Source organism: Achromobacter sp. HNDS-1 (assembly GCF_040084795.1).
Taxonomy (GTDB): Bacteria; Pseudomonadota; Gammaproteobacteria; order Burkholderiales; family Burkholderiaceae_B; genus Achromobacter; species Achromobacter ruhlandii.
In genome coordinates, this window is record NZ_CP157584.1 from 2,389,200 (window position 1) to 2,406,977 (window position 17,778).

The following is a 17,778-nucleotide window of genomic DNA, read 5'->3' on the forward strand; positions in this document are numbered from 1 at the left end:
GGGCGCTCAGCCGACGGCCTGGTCCAGACGGGTGCCGGTCAAGCCCGTGCAATAGGCGCGCGAGGCGATGCGGTTCATCAGGAAAGCCCGGTCGACGCCCGCGGGGCCCGGCATTTCGGACAGGGCGCGATAGGCGCGCCGCAGCGCTTCGCCACGGGTGGCGCCGCACACCAGCAGGTGCGTGCACGGCATGTGGCGGTCGGCGCAACCGTCGATGCGCACTTCCAGCGCATGCGCCGCGACCGGCTCGAAATCGGCCACCGCGGCGCCCGAGCGGGGCTGCGAGTCGGCGCGGATCACGCGGAACACGCCGCTGCGGTCATCGAGCGAAAAGGCGACCGTGCCCATGCCCTGCCAGGCGCGATCCCGCGCCACGCTGGCGGCGATGGCGCGCAGGGCGCTTTCGACCGAGGCGGGCAGGTGCGGCGCCGGGCACTCGGCGATCAGCACGCGGGCGTCGCGCCAGACGCAGCGCTCCCAGGCGCGGCCCGTCGCCAACTCGCCCTGGGGCGAGATGAAAACATGGATGTCGAGCCGGCGTTCCCGCCCGGCCGCCGGCCCGGCGAAGTCCGTGGGCGGCCCGCGCCTGCGCCGGGCGCCGCCTGATGACGTGACTGTGGATACTTTGGCTCCCATTGGGCCCCTCCGGTCTTTCTGCTTGCATGACAAGCGTATCACCTTCGGATGACGAGCAAGTTCCATGCCATTGGCCGCCGTCCCCGAACAGGCCGGCTGGCTGGCCCGCCGGCGCACCGGAACGAGGCATTCCCGCCCGGCGCCAGGCACCAGGCCGGGGCGGCGGGCACGTCCCGGGCACCGCCGTCGCGGGCGCGCCCATACGGCGCCCCTCATTGGAGGATAATTCGAGTTCGTGCCCCGGTTTGCCGGCCTGGATCGGCCTAGGGGTTTACCAGAACTATCCATAGAACAAGGAACCGTCGTGGCCGACAACGCGCAATTTCCCGCCTCCGTCTTCAAGGCCTATGACATCCGCGGCACCGTCCCGGACCTGATCGACGCGCGCTTTGCCCGCTCGCTGGGCGCGGCGCTGGCGGCGGTCGCGCGCGAGCAGGGCGTGCAGACGCTGGTGGTGGGCCGCGACGGGCGGCTGAGCAGCGAAATGCTGTCCCAGGCGCTGCAGGAAGGCATGCTGGAGGGCGGCGTCGACACCCTGGATATCGGCCAGGTGCCCACGCCGCTGGTGTATTTCGCCGCCCACACCATGCAGACCGGCTCCGGCGTCGCCATCACCGGCAGCCACAATCCGCCCAAGTACAACGGCTTCAAGATGATGATGGGCGGCCGCGCGCTCTATGGCGACGACGTGCAGGCGCTGGCCCGGCGCATGAACGGCCCCACCGATGCGCCCGCCGCGCGCACCGGCGTGCGCCGCGAGCTGGACCTGGTGGCGGCCTACATCGCCCGTGTCGCTTCGGGCGTCAAACTGGCCCGGCCCATGAAGATCGCGATCGATTGCGGCAACGGCGTGGCCGGCGCCATCGCGCCGCGGCTGTTCCGCGCCCTGGGTTGCGAGGTCACCGAGCTGTTCTGCGAGGTCGACGGCACCTTCCCCAATCACCATCCCGATCCGGCCGAACCCAAGAACCTGCAGGACCTGATCCATTGCCTGGCCACCACCGACTGCGAGCTTGGCCTGGCCTTCGACGGCGACGGCGATCGCCTCGGCGTGGTGACCAAGTCCGGCCAGATCATCTGGCCCGACCGCCAGCTGGTGCTGTTCGCCCGCGACGTGCTCGAGCGCAATCCTGGCGCCACCATCATCTATGACGTCAAGTGCAGCCGGCACGTGGGCCTGTCGGTCGAGGCCGCGGGCGGCGAAGCGCTGATGTGGAAGACCGGGCATTCGCTGGTCAAGGCCAAGCTGGCCGAAACCGGCGCGCCGCTGGCCGGCGAAATGAGCGGCCACATCTTCTTCAAGGAGCGCTGGTACGGCTTTGACGACGGGCTCTATACCGGCGCCCGCCTGCTGGAGATCGTGTCACGCTACAGCGACGCCGGGGCGCCCCTGGAGGCCCTGCCGCAAGACGTCTCCACGCCCGAGCTGAAGCTGGAAATGGAAGAAGGCCAGCCGTTCTCGCTGGTCCAGGCGCTGCAGGAACAGGGCCAGTTCCCGGGCGCCACTCGGGTCATCACCATCGACGGCGTGCGCGCCGAATACCCGGACGGCTTCGGCCTGGCCCGCCCGTCGAACACCACCCCGGTGGTGGTCCTGCGCTTCGAGGCACAGACCGCTGACGCCCTGGCCCGCATCCAGGGCGACTTCCGGCGCGAACTGGCTAAACTGGCCCCTCACGCTATCCTGCCTTTCTAGATTGCCCATGTCTCTACCCAATAGTCCAGCCTGGCGAGCCTTCGCCGCCGCAGCCGCCTCGGCTCCCCTGCACGGCGAACAACTGCGCCTGGTCAATGCTCCTGGACTACGTCTGGATCTGAGCGCGCAGGCCTATTCCCCGGCGCTGCAAGACGCCGGCGCCGCGCTGCTGGCGCAGCAGGACTTCGCTGCCGCGCGCGCCCGGCTGTTCGACGGCGGCGATGCCAACTGGACCGAGCGACGCCCGGCCTGGCACACCGCGCTGCGCGCGGCCCAGCCGCCCGCCATGGTCGCCGCCGCCGTGCTGGCTGAACGCGAACGCGTACGCCAGTTCGTGCGCCAGGCCGATGCCGCCAACCGCTACAGCTGCGTCCTGCACCTGGGCATAGGCGGCAGCGACTGGGGCCCCCGGCTGGTCACGCGCGCCTTGCGCCATGGCGGCTCGCGCCGGGAGGTACGCTTCGCCTCGAACGTCGATTCGCATTCGGTTGCCGACGCCATGAGCCGGCTGGATCCGCACAACACCCTGGTCATCGTCGCCTCCAAGTCCTTCACCACCACCGAGCCGCTGGCGAACGCCGAAGTCGCCATGAACTGGCTGCGCGAAGCCGGCGTGGCCGACCCGATCAAGCAGGTGGTGGCGATCACCGCCAACGTCGAAGCCGCGCTCAACCTGGGCATTTCGCCCGATCACATCTTCCAGATCTGGGACTGGGTCGGCGGCCGCTATTCGCTCTGGTCGGCCATCGGCCTGCCGGTCGCGCTGGCGCTGGGCAATGACACCTTCGACCAGCTGCTGGCCGGCGCCGCCGCCATGGACGAACATTTCCGCCAGGCGCCGCTGGCCGAGAACGCGCCGCTGCAGCTGGCGCTGGCCGGCGTCGTCAACCGCAGCGTGCTGGGCTTCGACTCGCTGGTCATCTCGCCCTACGATTCGCGCCTTTATCACGTGGTGCCGTGGGCCCAGCAGCTCGAAATGGAATCGCTGGGCAAGGTGGCCACCGCCGACGGCAGCCCGGCGGGCGTGCCGACCGGGCCGGCCGTGTGGGGCATGTCGGGCACCGACTGCCAGCACACCTTCTTCCAGTGGCTGCACCAGGACGCCGCGGGCGCGCCCGTCGACTTCATCCTGTGCGAACAGCCCGACCATGCCTATGCGCGCCACCATGAACTGCTGATCGCCAATTGCCTGGCCCAGCGCGCCGCGCTGCTGCGCGGCAAGTCGTTCGACGAGGCGCTGGCCGAGACGTCGCAGGTCGAATCCGATCCGGCGCGCGCCCGCCTGCTGGCGCAGCACAAGGTCCACCCGGGTGGGCGGCCGTCTTCGCTGATCGTGCTGCCGCGCCTGGAGGCCTACACACTCGGCGCGCTGCTGGCGCTTTACGAGCACAAGGTGTTCACGCAGGGCGTGATCTGGGGCATCAATCCGTTCGACCAATGGGGCGTGGAGTTCGGCAAGGCGCTGGCCAAGAACATCATCCGCGAGCTGGACGCGCCCGCCCAGCAGGCGGCGCCGCAGGATCCCTCCACGCGTTTCTGGATCGACGCCATCGCGCGACGCGACTGAGCGCCCCACGGGGCTGCTATGGACAGGACGCCATGACGGGCGAATAATGGCCCGTCGTCCTTTCCCGGAGCGCCCCATGCCTACGCCAGTTCGCAGCACCGCACGGATCCTGGCCGCCTTGGCGCTATGCGCGGCAACCGTCGCGCAGGCGCAGTCCTCCCCCTCCCCCGGCATGGTCGCCGCGGCCAATCCGTTGGCCGCGGCCGCGGGACTCGACGCGCTCAAGCGCGGCGGCAGCGTGGTCGACGCCGCCATCGCCGTGCAGATGGTGCTGACCGTGGTCGAGCCGCAATCGTCCGGGTTGGGCGGCGGCACGCTGATGCTGGTGTGGGACCAGGCCAGCGGCACCCTGTCCGCGCTGGACGGCCTGGCGGCGGCGCCCGCGCGCACCACCGCCAGCCTGCGCACCGACATCGACGGCGCCACGCTGCCGCTCAAGGACGTGGCCCGGCTGGGCCGCCCGGTCGGCGTACCCGGCACCGTGCGCGTGATGGCGCTGGCGCACCAGCGCCAGGGCAAGCTGCCGTGGGCCAGCTTGTTCCAGGCCGGCATCCGCAGCGCCGAAGAAGGCTTCCCGATGTCGCCCTACCTGCACGACAGCCTGCAACGGCTGCCGCAGCTGGCCGAGAACCCCGCGATCCGCCAGGTGTTCTACGACGCGCAGGGCCAGTTGCTGCCGGTGGGCGCCACGGTGCGCAACCCGTCGCTGGCCGACGCCTTGCGCAAGGTCGCGGCCGATCCCGACGCCATCAACCACGGCGCGCTCAGTGCCGACATCCTCGCCGTGATCGGCGCCGGCAAGCATCCCAGCCTGATCCAGGCACAGGACCTGGCCGCCTACCGCCCGGTCGAGCGCACGCCGATCTGTGGCCCGTTCCTGTCCTGGAAGGTCTGCACCTTTCCGCCCCCCAGCTTCGGCGGCGTCTCGGTGCTGCAGCAGTTGGGCATGCTGGCCGCGCGCCGCATCGACACGCTGGCGCCGGGCTCCGCCCAGGCCGATCACCTGTTGATCGACAGCGCCCGCCTCGCCCGCGCCGACCGCCTGGCCTATATCGGCGATCCCGACCAGGTCAAGGCGCCGGTCCGGCAACTCATCGCGCCCGACTACGTGCGCCAGCGCGCCACCCTGCTGTCCGGCAAGGCGGTGACGCAGCCGCGTCCCGGCGTGTTCGCAGGCGTGGCGGCGCCCGGCGGCGCCGAGGCCCCGGGCACCACCGAAACCAGCCAGGTCGCCATCGTCGATGCGCACGGCAACGCCCTGTCCATGACCACCACCATCAACCTGAACTTCGGTTCGTGGCTGATGCCGCACGGCTTCTTCCTGAACAACGCCCTGACCAACTTCTCATCGGCGCACGGCAAGGGTGCGCCCAACGCCATGGCGCCCAACAAGCGGCCGGTCACCTCGATGGCGCCGACCATGGTGTTCGATGGCGATGGCAAGCTGGCGCTGGTCACCGGCTCGGCCGGCGGCGGCTATATCGTCGACTACATCGCCCAGGCCGTGGTGGGCACGCTGGCCTGGGGGCTGCGCCCGGCCGATGCGCTGGCGCTGCCGCACGTCGCCGGCAATACCGGCCGCAGCCAGGTCGAAAAGGGCCGGGTGCCGCCGCAGGCGGCGGCGCAACTGGCCGCGCAGGGCCACACGGTCGAGCAGGTCGAAATGAAAAGCGGCGCCGCCGCGATCCGCGTGACGCCGCAAGGACTGGACGGCGCCGCCGATCCGCGCCGCGATGGCGCCGCGCTGGGCGGCTGAGGCCTCAGGCGCTGAGCGTGTCGTACAGCTCGACGTGGATGCGGGCGACGCGCTCGATGTTGAATTCGCGTTCGGCCAGGGCGCGGCCGGCCGCGCCCATGGCCTGGCGCAAGGCGCTGTCGCCGGCCAGCCGGGCGATGGCGTCCGCCAGCGCCTGCGGGTCGCGCACCGGCACCAGCAGTCCGGTCTTGTCCGGATCGATCGCATCGCGGCATCCCGGCACGTCGGTGGTGACCACGGCGCGCGCGCAGGCGGCGGCCTCGATCAAGGACTTGGGCAGCCCTTCGCGATAGGACGGCAGCACGGCGATGTGCGAAGCGGCGTACAGCCGCGGCACATCGTTGCGCTCGCCCAATGCCTCGACGCAGCCCTCCGCCTGCCAGGCCTGGACCTCGGCCGGCGTGGCCGAGGCCGGATTGCCGGCATCCACGCCGCCCACCAGCCGCATCGTCACCGGCACGCCGCGTTCGCGCAGCAAGCGCGCGGCCTGCACGAATTCCTGCACCCCCTTGTCGCGCAGCAGGCGCGCCACCATGGTCACCACCACCGGCGGCGCCGGCGGCTCGGGCTGTGCGCGGTATTGGTCCAGATCGACCCCGGCGCCGCGGATCAGCACCACCTGTTCGTCGCGCACCGCGCCAAGCGACTGCAGCAGGTCGCGGTCGCTGCGGTTCTGGAAAATGACGCGGCTGTTCCGATGGCCCAATGCGAGCCGGTACAGCCGCGCCACCACCGCCCGCACCAACCGCATCTTCAGCGAATTGGACAGGAACACGAAGCCCAGCCCGGATATCGCCGCCACCATGCCCGGCACCCGGGCCAGCCGCGCGGCAATGCCGCCGTACAGGACCGGCTTGATGGTCACCAGGTGCACCACCTGTGGCCGCAGGCGCCGGAACAGCCGCCACAGCGCCACCAGCGTGCCCAGCTCCTGTAACGGGTGCTTGCCGCTGCGCGTCATCGGAATGACGTGGTGGGTCATGCCCAGCGCCTGGATCTCGGCCACCGCGGGGCCGTCCATCGTCGCCACGTGCACGTCATAGCCGGCGCGCTGCGCGGCCAGCGCCACCGGCACCCGGTGCGACATGAAGAAGGCCGGGTTGTTGACCACGAACAGCAGACGACGGGCGGCGCTCATGCCGATGCTCCGGAAAGGCGGCGCCACACCGCGATGTAGTCCCGCACCATGCGGGCCAGGTCGAAATTGGCCAGCACCCGGGCGCGGCCGGCCTCGCCCGCACGCCCCTGCCCGCGCGAGGCCACGTCGCGCAGCGCGGTCTCGATACCGCGCGCCAGCGCCTCGGGCTGCTCTGGCGGCACCACCACGCCGGTATCGCCGACGATATAGGCGGCGTCGCCCACATCCGTCACCACGCAATAGACGCCGCAGGCCATGGCCTCCGCCACCACATTGGGAAAGCCTTCCGCGCAGCTGGACAGCACATGCAGGTCCAGGCCGTTCATCACGGCCGGCACGTCGTCGCTGGGCCCGGCCAGCACCAGGCGTTCGCGCAGGCCGAGCTTGTCGACCAGCGCCATCAGTTCGGGGTTGTCGATCGTCATGCCGCGCCCCACCAGCACGCAGCGCAAGCCGGCGTCGCGTCCGTCGCGCACCAGCGCCGCGACTGCGCGCAGCAGATTGGCGTGGTCTTTCAAGGGATCCCAACGCGCCACGCAGCCGATCACCGGCACATCGCCGTCCAGGCCCCACTGGGCGCGCACCCGCGCGCGGGCGGCCGCATCCGGCGCGTAGCGCGACAGGTCATAGCCATTGGAGATCACCACCATGCGATCGCGGCGATAGCCCTTGGCGGCGTGGCGCTCGGCCGCGTCCTGTGCGGCGCACACGATCGCGCCCGGCAGCACGCCCGACAGCAGCGCGCAGGCGCGCAGCACCATGCGGGCCGAGCGGCTGCTGCGCTCCAGGTGGGCGCCGGAATTGCGGATGCCCCAGGCCACGGCGCGCACACCCGCCAGGCGGGCCGCCAGGCCCCCGATCAGGTCGGCGTGATACATCCAGGTCTGCACGGCATCGGGCCGGGCGCCGGCGATCAGGCGGCGCAGCGCCATGAAACCACCCAGCGTGATACGGCCCCGCGGCATGCCCAGCGCGTGCACCGTGACGCCGGCGGCGCGCAGCCGTTCGCCATAGATGCCGTCATCGGTCAGCGACACGACGATGTGCTCGACCTCCTGCCCGGGGAACGTGGCCAGCCGCCACAGCACCGATTCCGCGCCGCCCTGGCCCAGGCCGGTGATCACGTGCACGACGCGCAATGCGGCGGCGCTCATCGCCCTTCCCTCACGGCCTCGAACAACTCGTCCCATTCGGTCAGCACGCTGGCCAGCGCATAGCGCTGGCGCACCGCGTCGGCGCCGCGCTCTCCCAGTTGCCGGCGCAATCCCACATCGCCCAGCAGGCGGCGCAGGGCCTCGCGCAGGGCATCGCGGTTGCCAGCGGGCACCAGCAGGGCGTCCTGGCCGTCGCGCGTCATTTCGCGCGGACCGCTGGGGCAGTCGAAGGCGGCGCAGGGCAGGCCCAGCGCCATCGCTTCCAACAGCACATTGGGAAAACCTTCCACCAGCGAGCTGAGCACGAAGGCCTGGCCCCGCGCCAGTTCGTCCCAGGGCGTCTCGGTGCGGCCCGGCAGGCTGACGCGCCCGTCCAGGCCGAGGTTCGCGACCTGGCGCTCCAGCGCGCCGCGCTCGGGGCCCTCGCCCCAGATGCGCAGGTTCCAATCGGGGAATTCAGGCGCCAGCTGCGCGAATACGTCGATCAGCAGGTCGAACTGCTTGTCGGTCACCAGCCGCCCCATCGCCAGCAACGTGCGGGGCGCGTCATCCTCCCGCTGGACGACCCGCGGCGCGTCCAGCAAGGGCGCCGGCAGCGGGTTGGGAATCACGGCCAGGCGCTTGATGCCCGGCACCTGGCGCGAGAACGGGCCGGCTGTGTCGGCCGCCTGCACCGTCACCATGTCGGCGCGCGGATACAGCAGGCGGCGCAGCCGGCGCCAGACCGTGCCGGTGGTGGTTTCGGCGACCGGATTGGTGCGCTCGCAGACGATCAGCGGCACGCGCAGGCCGCGGGTGGCCAGGATGGCGGCCACGTTGACGTTGGTCAGGAACGACACCACCACGTCCGGCGCCGTGTCGCGGATGTGGCGGCGCAGCGCCAGCAGGCGCCTGAACGCGGCCATCGGGCCGGAGACGCGCGTGCCGGCCAGATCCGCCAGCCAGGCCAGCTTGACCTTGTCCGACAGCGGGTAGAAGCAGGTGCCCTTGGACGAATAGGTCGGCGTCAGGGTGACGTCGTCGCCGCGTTCGGCCCACGCGTTGACCAGCGTGGCGGCCACGCGCTCGGCGCCCCCGGCATGCATGGAACTGACCAGCATCAGTATCTTCATTCGTCAGCGACTCCCAACCGATCCTCCCTGTTCGCCACCGGCGCGGTAGCGGTCCAGCCAGGCCTGCATCATCAGCACGCCCCACAGATGGCTATCCCAATTGCGATGTCCGGACACGTGTTCGCGCCACTTGCGCAGGATGGGTTCGGACTCGAACCAGCCTTCCTGGCGCAGGCGCGCCGGATCCAGCAGCGCCTCGGCCCAGTCGCGCAGGGGGCCGCGCAGCCAGGCCGCCAGCGGCACGGCAAAGCCGCGCTTGGGCCGATCCACCAGCGCCTGCGGCACGTGGCGGTACAGCACCTGGCGCAACAGCCACTTGCCGGTGGCGCCGCGCACCTTGTACTGGTGCGGCAGGCTCCAGGCGAATTCATAGACGCGGTGATCGATCAGCGGCACGCGGGTCTCCAGGCTCACCGCCATGGCGGCGCGGTCCACCTTCACCAGGATGTCGTCCGGCAGATAGGTCACGGTATCGAGCTTCATCATGGATTCGAAGGTCGAGCCGCGCATCGCCTGCGCGAATTCGGACACCGGCTCCACGCCGCCCTTGACCACGCGCGCCGGGTCCGACCAGTACGACACGAACAGGCGGTAGAAATCGCCGCGCGAATCGGCGCGCAGCAGTTCGCCCAGCTTGCCGACCTTGCCGCGCCAGGCGCCGCGCCCCGGCAGGTGGGTCGAGGCGCTGAGCAGCGCGCCGGCCGGCGTGCGCAGCAGCGACGGAATGCGCTCGCACTTCTGCCACCAGTTGTTGACGCGGAAATAGCGCGAGTACCCGCCGAACAGTTCGTCGCCGCCGTCGCCGGACAGCGCCACCGTGACGTGCTGGCGCGCCATGCGCGTCACCAGCGAGGTCGGGATCTGCGACGAATCGGCGAACGGTTCGTCGTACATGTCGGCCAGGTTCGGCACCACCGCCAGCGCATCGTCGGCGGTGACGTACAGCTCGGTGTGGTCGGTGCCCAGGTGCATGGCCACCGCCTTGGCGTGCTGCGCCTCGTCGTAGCCCTTCTCATGGAAACCGATGGCGAAGGTGCGCACCGGCTGCGAGCTCTGCGCCTGCATCAGCGAGACGATGGTGGACGAGTCGATGCCGCCCGACAGGAACGCGCCCAGGCTGACATCGGACAGCATCTGGCCGCCCACGGCCTTGGACAGCACGCCTTCGAGCGCGTCGGTGGCCTGCGCGTCGGAATCGAACGACAGCAGCGATTGCGCCGCGGTATCCGCGGCGTCGCGCGCCGACCAGTACACGCGCGGTTCGGGCATGCGGCGGCTGCGGGTGTCGTCGGCGGTGAATTCGATCCAGGTGCCCGGGGGCAGCTTGGCGATGCCTTCGTAGATGGATTGCGGCGCCGGAATGTAGTTGTGCCGCATGAACGACGCCAACGCATTGCGGTTCAGGTTGCGGCCGAACCCGGGGATCGGCATCAGGCCCTTGAGTTCCGAGGCGAACACCAGCTCGGCGCCCGAGTAACCGTAGTACAGCGGCTTTTCGCCCATGCGGTCGCGCGCCAGCACCAGCTTGCGCGAGGCGCGGTCCCACAGCGCGATGGCGAACATGCCGACCGAGGCCTGCAGCGTCGCCTCGATGCCCAGCGCGGTGAAGCCCGCCAGCAGCGTCTCGGTATCGGAATGGCCGCGCCAGGACGGCGCCAGGCCCGATGCCTCGAGCTGCTGGCGCATGTCCATGTGGTTGTAGATCTCGCCGTTGAACACCATCACGTAGCGGCCGCAGGCGGACACCATCGGCTGATGCCCGGCTTCGGTCAGGTCCTGGATCGCCAGGCGCACGTGCGCCAGCGCCAGCTCGGCGCCGGTGTCTTCCCAGAAGCCGTTGCTGTCCGGCCCGCGGTGGCGGATGCGCCGGCAGCTTTCCGCCAGCACTTGCGCCTTGTCACCCAGGGGGCCCCAAATTCCGACAATTCCACACATGATTTTCAGGTTCTCGTGGTCACCGCAGCAACGGCATGGCGCGCGGCCTAGCGGCCCGATCCGCGCACACCGTCAAAAAGTTCTTCCCATAGGCCCAGCACCCGCTCGGCGGAAAAGCGCTCGCGCACCGCCGTGGCCGCTTGCGCCATGCGCCGGCGAGCCGCCTCATCGCCCATCACCGCATCCAGCTCGCGGCACAGCGCATCGACGTCGCCATTGGGCCGCACCAGCACGCCATCAACGCCTTCGCGCACGATTTCGCGCGGTCCGGTATCGCAGTCAAACGCCACCGCGGCCAGGCCACTGGCCATCGATTCCAGCAAGGTATTGGACAGCCCCTCGAAGCGCGACGTCAGCACGTACAGGTCGGCGCTTTGGTACCAATCGCCCACGTTGCCCGCGCGTCCCGGCAGGCTGACCCGCTCCTGCAAACCGGCCTCGCGCACCTGCGTTTCCAGGGCGCGGCGCTCGTCGCCCTCGCCCAGGATAACCAGATCCCAGTCCGGATGCGACGGGGCCAGCCGGGCATAGGCGCGCAGCAGCAGGTCAAAGCCCTTGTCGGCGTGCAGCCGCCCCACCGCCAGCAGGCGCTTGCGGCCGTCGCCCGAAGGCGGCGCCAGCGCCGGCTCGCCCTTGGGCAATGGCCAATGCACCGGATTGGGGATCACCGCCAGGCGCGAGCCCGGCACATGCTGTTCGAGCCATTGGGCGGTGCCGCGGGTCAGGGCCACCACCCGCGCGGCGCGCGGATAGGTCAGGCGCCGCAGGCGCTGCCAGAAACCCGACAGGGTCTGCGACGGCGGATGGGTATGTTCGGTGGCGATGACGCGGCACGACAGCCCGGCGCAGGCCAACACCGACAACACCGATGCCGTGGTCATCATGCCCAGCACGATGTCGGGCCGGAACGCCTTGATCACGCGCCGCAGCGCCCGCACGCGCTGCACGTTGCTCCAGATGCCGCGCAGGCCCCCGCCCTCGCCCGCCGTATGCAGCACCTCGCGCCGCACCTTCGGGTGCAGCGTGTAGACGTCGCCCTCGGCGCCAGCCTGGGTCACCACCATGACCTCGCGGCCCATGCCGGCCCAATGCGCGCTCAGGTCGGCGGCGACCCGTTCGGCGCCGCCGCCGTGCAGCGAATGGATGAACAGCAGCACGCGTTGCGGGCGGCCGGAAGCGGAAGCGACGGGCATTCAGTCGGCCTCTTTGGGTTCGGCGCGGCGCAGGGCCACTACCAGGTAGCAGGCATAGGACAGCACATACATCAGGCTGGTCGCCAGCATGATGCCCGCGGCCCCCATCTTCGGTGCCAGCACGGTGTTGAGCGCCGCTTTCAACGCGAAATTGCCGACCGCGATGGCGGCCATGATGCGATAACGGTTCTGGCTGGCCAACAGCTGCACCAGGATCAGCACGCCGAAATAGAACGGCAGTTGCAGCAGGCCCCAACGCAATACATGCGCCACGGCCTCGGTATTCTCGGCGGTGAAGGCGCCGCGCTGGAACAGCACCGCCACGCCCCAGGGCGCAAGCACCCAGCCGATCGCCACGGCGACGCCGCCGGCCGCCACCATCAGCACCGACCATTTCAGCGCCATGCCGCGCGCGCGCGCCGTGTCGCCACGCGCCTGCACGTCGGCCAACACCGGCAGCGCCGCGCGCCCGACCGACACCGCGCCGATGCCCAGCAGCAGCGACAGCAGCCGGCTGGCGTAGCCCAGCGTGGCGTTGGCGTTGGCGCCCAGGTTGGCGGCGGCGTACTGGTCCAGCGGGCCGACGAAACTCATTGCCACCTGGCCGATCAGCATCACGCCGGCCGCGCCCATCAGTTCGGGCCAGTGCGGCGAACGCAGGGTCAACGTCGGCGCGCCCCAGAAGCCGCCGTCGGCGCGCGCGGCCAGCCACGCCAGCCAGGCGGTCTGGATCGCGTAGCCCACCAGCGTGCCCCACAGCAGCGGGCCGACGCTGTCGGCACTGGCCGCCAGCATCACCCACGCCAACGTCGCCACCGCCGGCACGCTGTCCAGCAGGGTGTTGACGTGACGTTCGTGCGCGCGCAGGCGCGCCGCGCTGATGCCCGCGACCAGCAGCAACGCCGCGACCGGCGCGAAGCCCAGCAGCAGCTCGCCCGTCATGTCGCGCACCCGGGCCGACAGGCCCTGGCCCAGCATGCCAACCACTTGCGGCCAGGCAAACCAGGTCAGCGCGGCCAGCGCGATCCCGGCCGCGGCCACCCAGCCCTGCAGTTCACGGATGAATTGTTCGCGTTCGGCGGCCTCGGCGCGGCGCAGCCGCACCAGCACCGGGATCAGCACCACCGACAGCACGCCCACGATGGTGACCGGCAGCCAGGTGGCCATGGTCATCGTGAACTGGTAGGCGTCGACGGCGTCGCTGACGCCGTAGCGGTACGCCAGCGCCATCTCCTTGACGGCGCCGGCGGCCTTGCCCAGCAGCAGGAACACCGCCACCCGGAACGCGCCTTTGAAGATGCGCTGGTGGTCCGGGTGGATGTTGCCGAGTTTGCGGATGAGTGCTTTCAAATCAACGCAGGAATTGCGTGTACCAGGGCATCGCCACTTCCAGGCCCTGCAGCACCGTGTGCGTGGGTTGGTAGCCCAGCAGGCGGCCAGCCTTGCTGACGTCGGCCTGCGAATGGCGCACATCGCCCGCGCGGAAATCGCCGTAGACCGGCTGTTTGCCGTAGGCCACGTTCTGGTTGCCCAGCGCCCGCACCAGGAAACCGAACAGGTCGTTCAGGGTGCTGCGGCCGCTGACGGCCACGTTGTAGACCTGGTTGCGGGCTTCGGGCGGCGCCATCGCGGCCAGGATGTTCGCCTGGACCGCGTTCTCGACGAAGCAGAAATCGCGGCTGGTCTCGCCATCGCCGTTGATGGTGACGTCTTCGCCCTTGATCATCGCGGCGGTCCACTTCGGGATCACCGCCGCATAGGCGCCGTCCGGATCCTGGCGCTTGCCGAACACGTTGAAATAGCGCAGGCCGACCGTCTCGAAACCATAGGAACGCGCGAAGACGCTCGCATACAGCTCGTTGACGTACTTGGTGACGGCATACGGCGACAGCGGATTGCCGATGTTCTCCTCGACCTTGGGCAAGGCCGGGTGATCGCCGTAGGTCGAGCTGGAAGCCGCATAGACGAACGACTTGACCTCGGCGTCGCGCGCGGCCACCAGCATGTTCAGGAAGCCACCGATATTCACCTCGTTGGTGGTGATCGGGTCCTTGAGCGAACGCGGCACCGAGCCCAGCGCCGCCTGGTGCAGCACGAAGTCCACGCCCTGCGTGGCGCGGCGGCAGGCTTCCAGGTCGCGGATATCGCCTTCGATGAACGAGAAGCGGGCCCACTGCTCGGCCGTGACCGAGCCGCGCACCTCATCCAGATTGCGTTGATAGCCAGTGGCGAAGTTGTCCAGGCCGACGACGGTCTGGTCCAGCTTCAGCAGCGTTTCCAGCAGGTTGGAACCGATGAAGCCGGCGCAGCCGGTCACCAGCCACTTGCTCGGCGCGGCGGAAAGTTCCCGGGTGACAGTCTCGAAACGTGTGGTCATGCGACGTCCTCCTTACAGGCGCAGATCGGATTCGGCGGGCGACAACACGTACTTCAGGTCATAAAGGATGTGTTCCGGCTTGCCCAGCTTGCGGATGCCCTCGGCGCCCAGGTCCTTGAACTGGTGGTGCGCCACCGCCAGGATCACGGCGTCGTACTTGCCCGCTTCCGGCTTGGCCACCGGTGTGATGCCGTATTCATGCACCGCCTCTTCGGGCTCCACCCACGGGTCGTACACGTCCACGTCGACGTTGTAGTCGCCCAGTTCCTTGACGATGTCGACGATGCGGGTGTTGCGCAGGTCGGGGCAGTTTTCCTTGAAGGTCAGGCCCATCACCAGCACGCGCGCGCCCTGCACGTGGATGCGGCGCTTGGTCATGGCCTTGACCAGCTGCGACACCACGTAGCTGCCCATCGAGTCGTTCAGGCGGCGGCCGGCCAGGATGATCTCGGGGTGGTAGCCGATCGACTGCGCCTTGTGCGTCAGGTAGTACGGGTCCACGCCGATGCAGTGGCCGCCCACCAGGCCCGGACGGAACGGCAGGAAGTTCCACTTGGTGCCGGCGGCCTGCAGCACGGCTTCGGTGTCGATGCCCATCTTGTTGAAGATCAGGGCCAGCTCGTTGATCAGCGCGATGTTGACGTCGCGCTGGGTGTTCTCGATCACCTTTGCGGCCTCGGCCACGCGGATGCTGGCGGCCTTGTGGGTGCCGGCGCTGATGATCTGCTTGTAGAGCTGGTCCACCAGCTCGGCCACTTCCGGCGTCGAACCCGAGGTGACCTTCTTGATGGTGTTGACGCGGTGTTCCTTGTCGCCCGGGTTGATGCGCTCGGGGCTGTAGCCGGCGTAGAAATCGACGTTGAATTTCAGGCCCGACACGCGCTCCAGCACCGGCACGCAGTCTTCCTCGGTGGCGCCGGGGTAGACGGTGGATTCGTAGATGACGATGTCGCCGCGCTTGAGCACCGAGCCGATGGTTTCACTGGCCTTGACCAGCGGGGTCAGGTCGGGCTGCTTGTACTCGTCGATCGGCGTGGGCACGGTGACGATGAAGACGTTGGCCTGGCCCAGTTCGGCGCGGTCGGCGGTGTAGGTCAGCTGCTTGGCTTCGGCCAGTTCGGCGTCGCTGACTTCAAGCGTGTGGTCGTGACCAGCCTTCAGGGCATCGATCCGGCGCGTATTGATATCGAAGCCGATGACCGAGCGCTTCTTGCCGAATTCCACCGCCAGCGGCAGGCCGACATAGCCCAGGCCGACGACCGCGAGTTTCACATCCTGAATACGCAACATAACTCTCCCTTCACCGTAAAACGATTACGGCATTTTAAATATGGTCGGGGTGATGAATGAATGAACGGGCCCCCGGCGGAGATCGCCGGGGCGCCCAACACTTAATCGGCTCGCAAGACGGATGGCAACAGCAGCCATCCGGGACGGCGCCAGGACACCAGTCGTGCATACAGCCAGATATAGACGCCGGCGAACACCAGCAGGCTGGCGCTGAGCGCCCAGGCGTTGTCCCACCAGATGGTGGCGGGCACCAGCCCAATCAGCGCCAGCACCCACATGTAGGGTGACGCCAGGGCGTTGCACAGCGCCGGCACCGCGTGGCGGCGGCCCCGGCTGAAGGTCACGCGCACCAGGCGGCGGAAGACCAGTTGATGCAGGTGCAGCGCATCCGGCTGGTCCACCGGCACGCCGCGCTTGAAGCGCCGGCGCCAGATCGAGAAACCGGTTTCGAAGACGGGGTAGAACAGCACCGCCAGCGCATAGAACGGCGACACCGACGGATTGCGCACCACCAGCAGCACGGCCAGTTCGGCCAGCATGAAACCCAGGAAGTACGCGCCGCCATCGCCCAGGAAAACCCGGCCGAACGGGAAGTTCCAGACCAGGAAGCCAAGCGTGGCGGACGCCAGCGCCGCGGCCACCAGGAAGATCGGCACGTCGCCCACCTGCAGCGCGACCAGGCTGATGGACACCGCCATCAGCGTCGCGACCATGCCGGCCAGGCCGTTCATGCCGTCGACGATGTTCAGGGCATGGGTACAGCCGCCTACCGCGAACATGGTGAAAATCAGGGAAACGGGCCAATAGGACAGGACGTAATCCACCGGCGCCATGCCGACGCGGCTGACTCCGCCCAGCAGCCACCAGGCGATCGCAGCGGATGCGAAAGCCGCCAGCAGGCGCTTGCTGGCGCCGATGTCCTTGGTGATGTCTTCGAGCAGACCCGCCACGAACACCGGCAGCGCCGAGACGAACAGCGCCGGCCAGAGCCAGGTCAGGGTCATGTTGTCGGGCCCGAGCACCAGCAGGCCCATGAGCGTGCCCGCCAGCACGGCCAGTCCGCCCACGCGGGGCGTGGCGCGCGAATGGTTCGCTTGCGGTTTGTTGAGATCGCTGTCGCCGGTGAAGGCGCCATGCCAGCGCTCCGACGCCACGATGAGTCCCCCCACCATGAACGCGACCACGCATATGTACAGCCAGGTCACAGGGTCACCTCTGGTTGGTCTATCGAGACAGGCCGGCCATTATCAATGGCAGGTGTAACGCCCATATATGGGAGGGATAAGGAAGTGCAAATCACCGGGACAGAACGTAACGCCCGCGGTCCGGATGGGCGCCTGTGCTGGCGTCCCCGGCTGGCCGGGCAGGCTGCAACGTGGACACCGACCCGCGGAAATACGAATTTCATGGATTGATTGTAGAACTTTCCGCCCCCGCGCACGTGAAATATCCAAGGGAAAACGCGAAGCCCTCGCCCGGACAGGCATGCCCTTGCGGACCCGGATCGGCGTGGATTTCTTCATAAAAAAGGGACAGATTGTTTTTGCTTAAAAAAAAGCCCGAGATCGTGAGATCTCGGGCTAAATCCACCAAAGGAGGAGGGTGGAGGAGACAACCGTGGCATGTTGGGAGCGGCTTTCGCTCGCTGCGCTGTCGGGGTTTGGCACCGCGCCGACTGCGTTTCAACATCCGATGAGATGCATAGTATCGGGTTTTTTTGTGCGATGCAAGATTTTTTTTGCCCCCTGCCCTTCAGTCGTTTTGGCGTTGCATTTTTGCCGCAACGGCGCGCGCCATCGCCCGGAAAGCCGCGCCCAGCAATGACCTTCGGAAACGGAGGGTTATTGCCGAACGGGTTAACCCCTTGCGGACTTACCCTAGCCTTTGCCGGGTAATCCCGCCCTATGATTTGCACCAGAAAGGT

The 17,778-nt window shown here is 68.9% G+C and carries 13 protein-coding genes; 3 read left to right on the forward strand and 10 right to left on the reverse strand.

Features of this window, described 5'->3' with window-relative positions; translation table 11 throughout:
- Positions 1 to 6 precede the first annotated feature (6 nt).
- Complete coding sequence (locus ABFG95_RS11060) at positions 7 to 636, reverse strand: hypothetical protein (protein WP_059272579.1); 630 nt, start codon at positions 634 to 636, stop codon at positions 7 to 9.
- 304 nt (positions 637 to 940) lie between these two features.
- On the opposite strand from ABFG95_RS11060, the gene ABFG95_RS11065 reads away from it, so the two are divergent.
- The 3 genes from ABFG95_RS11065 (at position 941) to ABFG95_RS11075 (ending at position 5,655) form a co-directional block, all read left to right on the forward strand.
- A complete protein-coding gene (locus ABFG95_RS11065; protein WP_278989968.1) occupies positions 941 to 2,332 on the forward strand; it encodes a phosphomannomutase/phosphoglucomutase in 1,392 nt (463 codons plus the stop codon).
- 1 nt (position 2,333) lies between these two features.
- Positions 2,334 to 3,899 carry a glucose-6-phosphate isomerase gene (gene pgi / locus ABFG95_RS11070; protein WP_175146238.1) on the forward strand — a complete coding sequence of 522 codons (1,566 nt, stop codon included), beginning with the start codon at positions 2,334 to 2,336 and terminating at the stop codon, positions 3,897 to 3,899.
- A gap of 76 nt (positions 3,900 to 3,975) precedes the next feature.
- Positions 3,976 to 5,655, forward strand: coding sequence for a gamma-glutamyltransferase family protein (locus tag ABFG95_RS11075; protein ID WP_278989970.1), 1,680 nt, complete (start codon positions 3,976 to 3,978; stop codon positions 5,653 to 5,655).
- 4 nt (positions 5,656 to 5,659) lie between these two features.
- Here ABFG95_RS11075 and ABFG95_RS11080 read toward each other — a convergent pair whose 3' ends face one another.
- From ABFG95_RS11080 to ABFG95_RS11120, 9 genes are all read right to left on the reverse strand, one after another.
- On the reverse strand, positions 5,660 to 6,793 hold the full coding sequence (locus tag ABFG95_RS11080) for a glycosyltransferase family 4 protein (RefSeq protein WP_054415004.1): 1,134 nt from the start codon (positions 6,791 to 6,793) through the stop codon (positions 5,660 to 5,662).
- Positions 6,790 to 7,947, reverse strand: coding sequence for a glycosyltransferase (locus tag ABFG95_RS11085; RefSeq protein WP_049076201.1), 1,158 nt, complete (start codon positions 7,945 to 7,947; stop codon positions 6,790 to 6,792). Before ABFG95_RS11085 ends, ABFG95_RS11080 begins: the two co-directional genes overlap by 4 nt.
- The gene (locus ABFG95_RS11090) at positions 7,944 to 9,059 is read right to left on the reverse strand and encodes a glycosyltransferase family 4 protein (RefSeq protein ID WP_278989972.1); all 1,116 of its coding nucleotides are present in this window, start codon (positions 9,057 to 9,059) and stop codon (positions 7,944 to 7,946) included. Before ABFG95_RS11090 ends, ABFG95_RS11085 begins: the two co-directional genes overlap by 4 nt.
- A 3-nt stretch (positions 9,060 to 9,062) precedes the next feature.
- Positions 9,063 to 10,994 carry an asparagine synthase (glutamine-hydrolyzing) gene (gene asnB, locus ABFG95_RS11095; protein WP_278989974.1) on the reverse strand — a complete coding sequence of 644 codons (1,932 nt, stop codon included), beginning with the start codon at positions 10,992 to 10,994 and terminating at the stop codon, positions 9,063 to 9,065.
- Between the two features lie 47 nt (positions 10,995 to 11,041).
- Entirely contained in the window at positions 11,042 to 12,187 is a 1,146-nt protein-coding gene (locus tag ABFG95_RS11100) for a glycosyltransferase family 4 protein (RefSeq protein ID WP_059272585.1), read from the reverse strand.
- On the reverse strand, positions 12,188 to 13,537 hold the full coding sequence (locus ABFG95_RS11105; RefSeq protein ID WP_348995853.1) for a lipid II flippase MurJ: 1,350 nt from the start codon (positions 13,535 to 13,537) through the stop codon (positions 12,188 to 12,190).
- Between the two features lies 1 nt (position 13,538).
- Complete coding sequence (locus tag ABFG95_RS11110) at positions 13,539 to 14,564, reverse strand: SDR family oxidoreductase (RefSeq protein ID WP_348995854.1); 1,026 nt, start codon at positions 14,562 to 14,564, stop codon at positions 13,539 to 13,541.
- A 12-nt stretch (positions 14,565 to 14,576) separates the two neighbouring features.
- Complete coding sequence (gene tviB / locus ABFG95_RS11115; protein WP_348995855.1) at positions 14,577 to 15,854, reverse strand: Vi polysaccharide biosynthesis UDP-N-acetylglucosamine C-6 dehydrogenase TviB; 1,278 nt, start codon at positions 15,852 to 15,854, stop codon at positions 14,577 to 14,579.
- Positions 15,855 to 15,955: 101 nt separating this feature from the next.
- A complete protein-coding gene (locus ABFG95_RS11120) occupies positions 15,956 to 17,059 on the reverse strand; it encodes a glycosyltransferase (protein ID WP_049076208.1) in 1,104 nt (367 codons plus the stop codon).
- Between the last annotated feature and the right edge of the window lie 719 nt (positions 17,060 to 17,778).

What these genes read in the sequence shown, in the direction of transcription:
- ABFG95_RS11090 (WP_278989972.1), bottom strand. Translation starts at nt 9,059, where the DNA reads ATGAAGATACTGATGCTGGTCAGTTCCATGCATGCCGGGGGCGCCGAG.
- ABFG95_RS11110 (WP_348995854.1), bottom strand. Translation starts at nt 14,564, where the DNA reads ATGACCACACGTTTCGAGACTGTCACCCGGGAACTTTCCGCCGCGCCG.
- ABFG95_RS11060 (WP_059272579.1), bottom strand. Translation starts at nt 636, where the DNA reads ATGGGAGCCAAAGTATCCACAGTCACGTCATCAGGCGGCGCCCGGCGC.
- asnB (WP_278989974.1), bottom strand. Translation starts at nt 10,994, where the DNA reads ATGTGTGGAATTGTCGGAATTTGGGGCCCCCTGGGTGACAAGGCGCAA.
- tviB (WP_348995855.1), bottom strand. Translation starts at nt 15,854, where the DNA reads ATGTTGCGTATTCAGGATGTGAAACTCGCGGTCGTCGGCCTGGGCTAT.
- ABFG95_RS11075 (WP_278989970.1), top strand. Translation starts at nt 3,976, where the DNA reads ATGCCTACGCCAGTTCGCAGCACCGCACGGATCCTGGCCGCCTTGGCG.
- ABFG95_RS11085 (WP_049076201.1), bottom strand. Translation starts at nt 7,947, where the DNA reads ATGAGCGCCGCCGCATTGCGCGTCGTGCACGTGATCACCGGCCTGGGC.
- ABFG95_RS11080 (WP_054415004.1), bottom strand. Translation starts at nt 6,793, where the DNA reads ATGAGCGCCGCCCGTCGTCTGCTGTTCGTGGTCAACAACCCGGCCTTC.
- ABFG95_RS11100 (WP_059272585.1), bottom strand. Translation starts at nt 12,187, where the DNA reads ATGCCCGTCGCTTCCGCTTCCGGCCGCCCGCAACGCGTGCTGCTGTTC.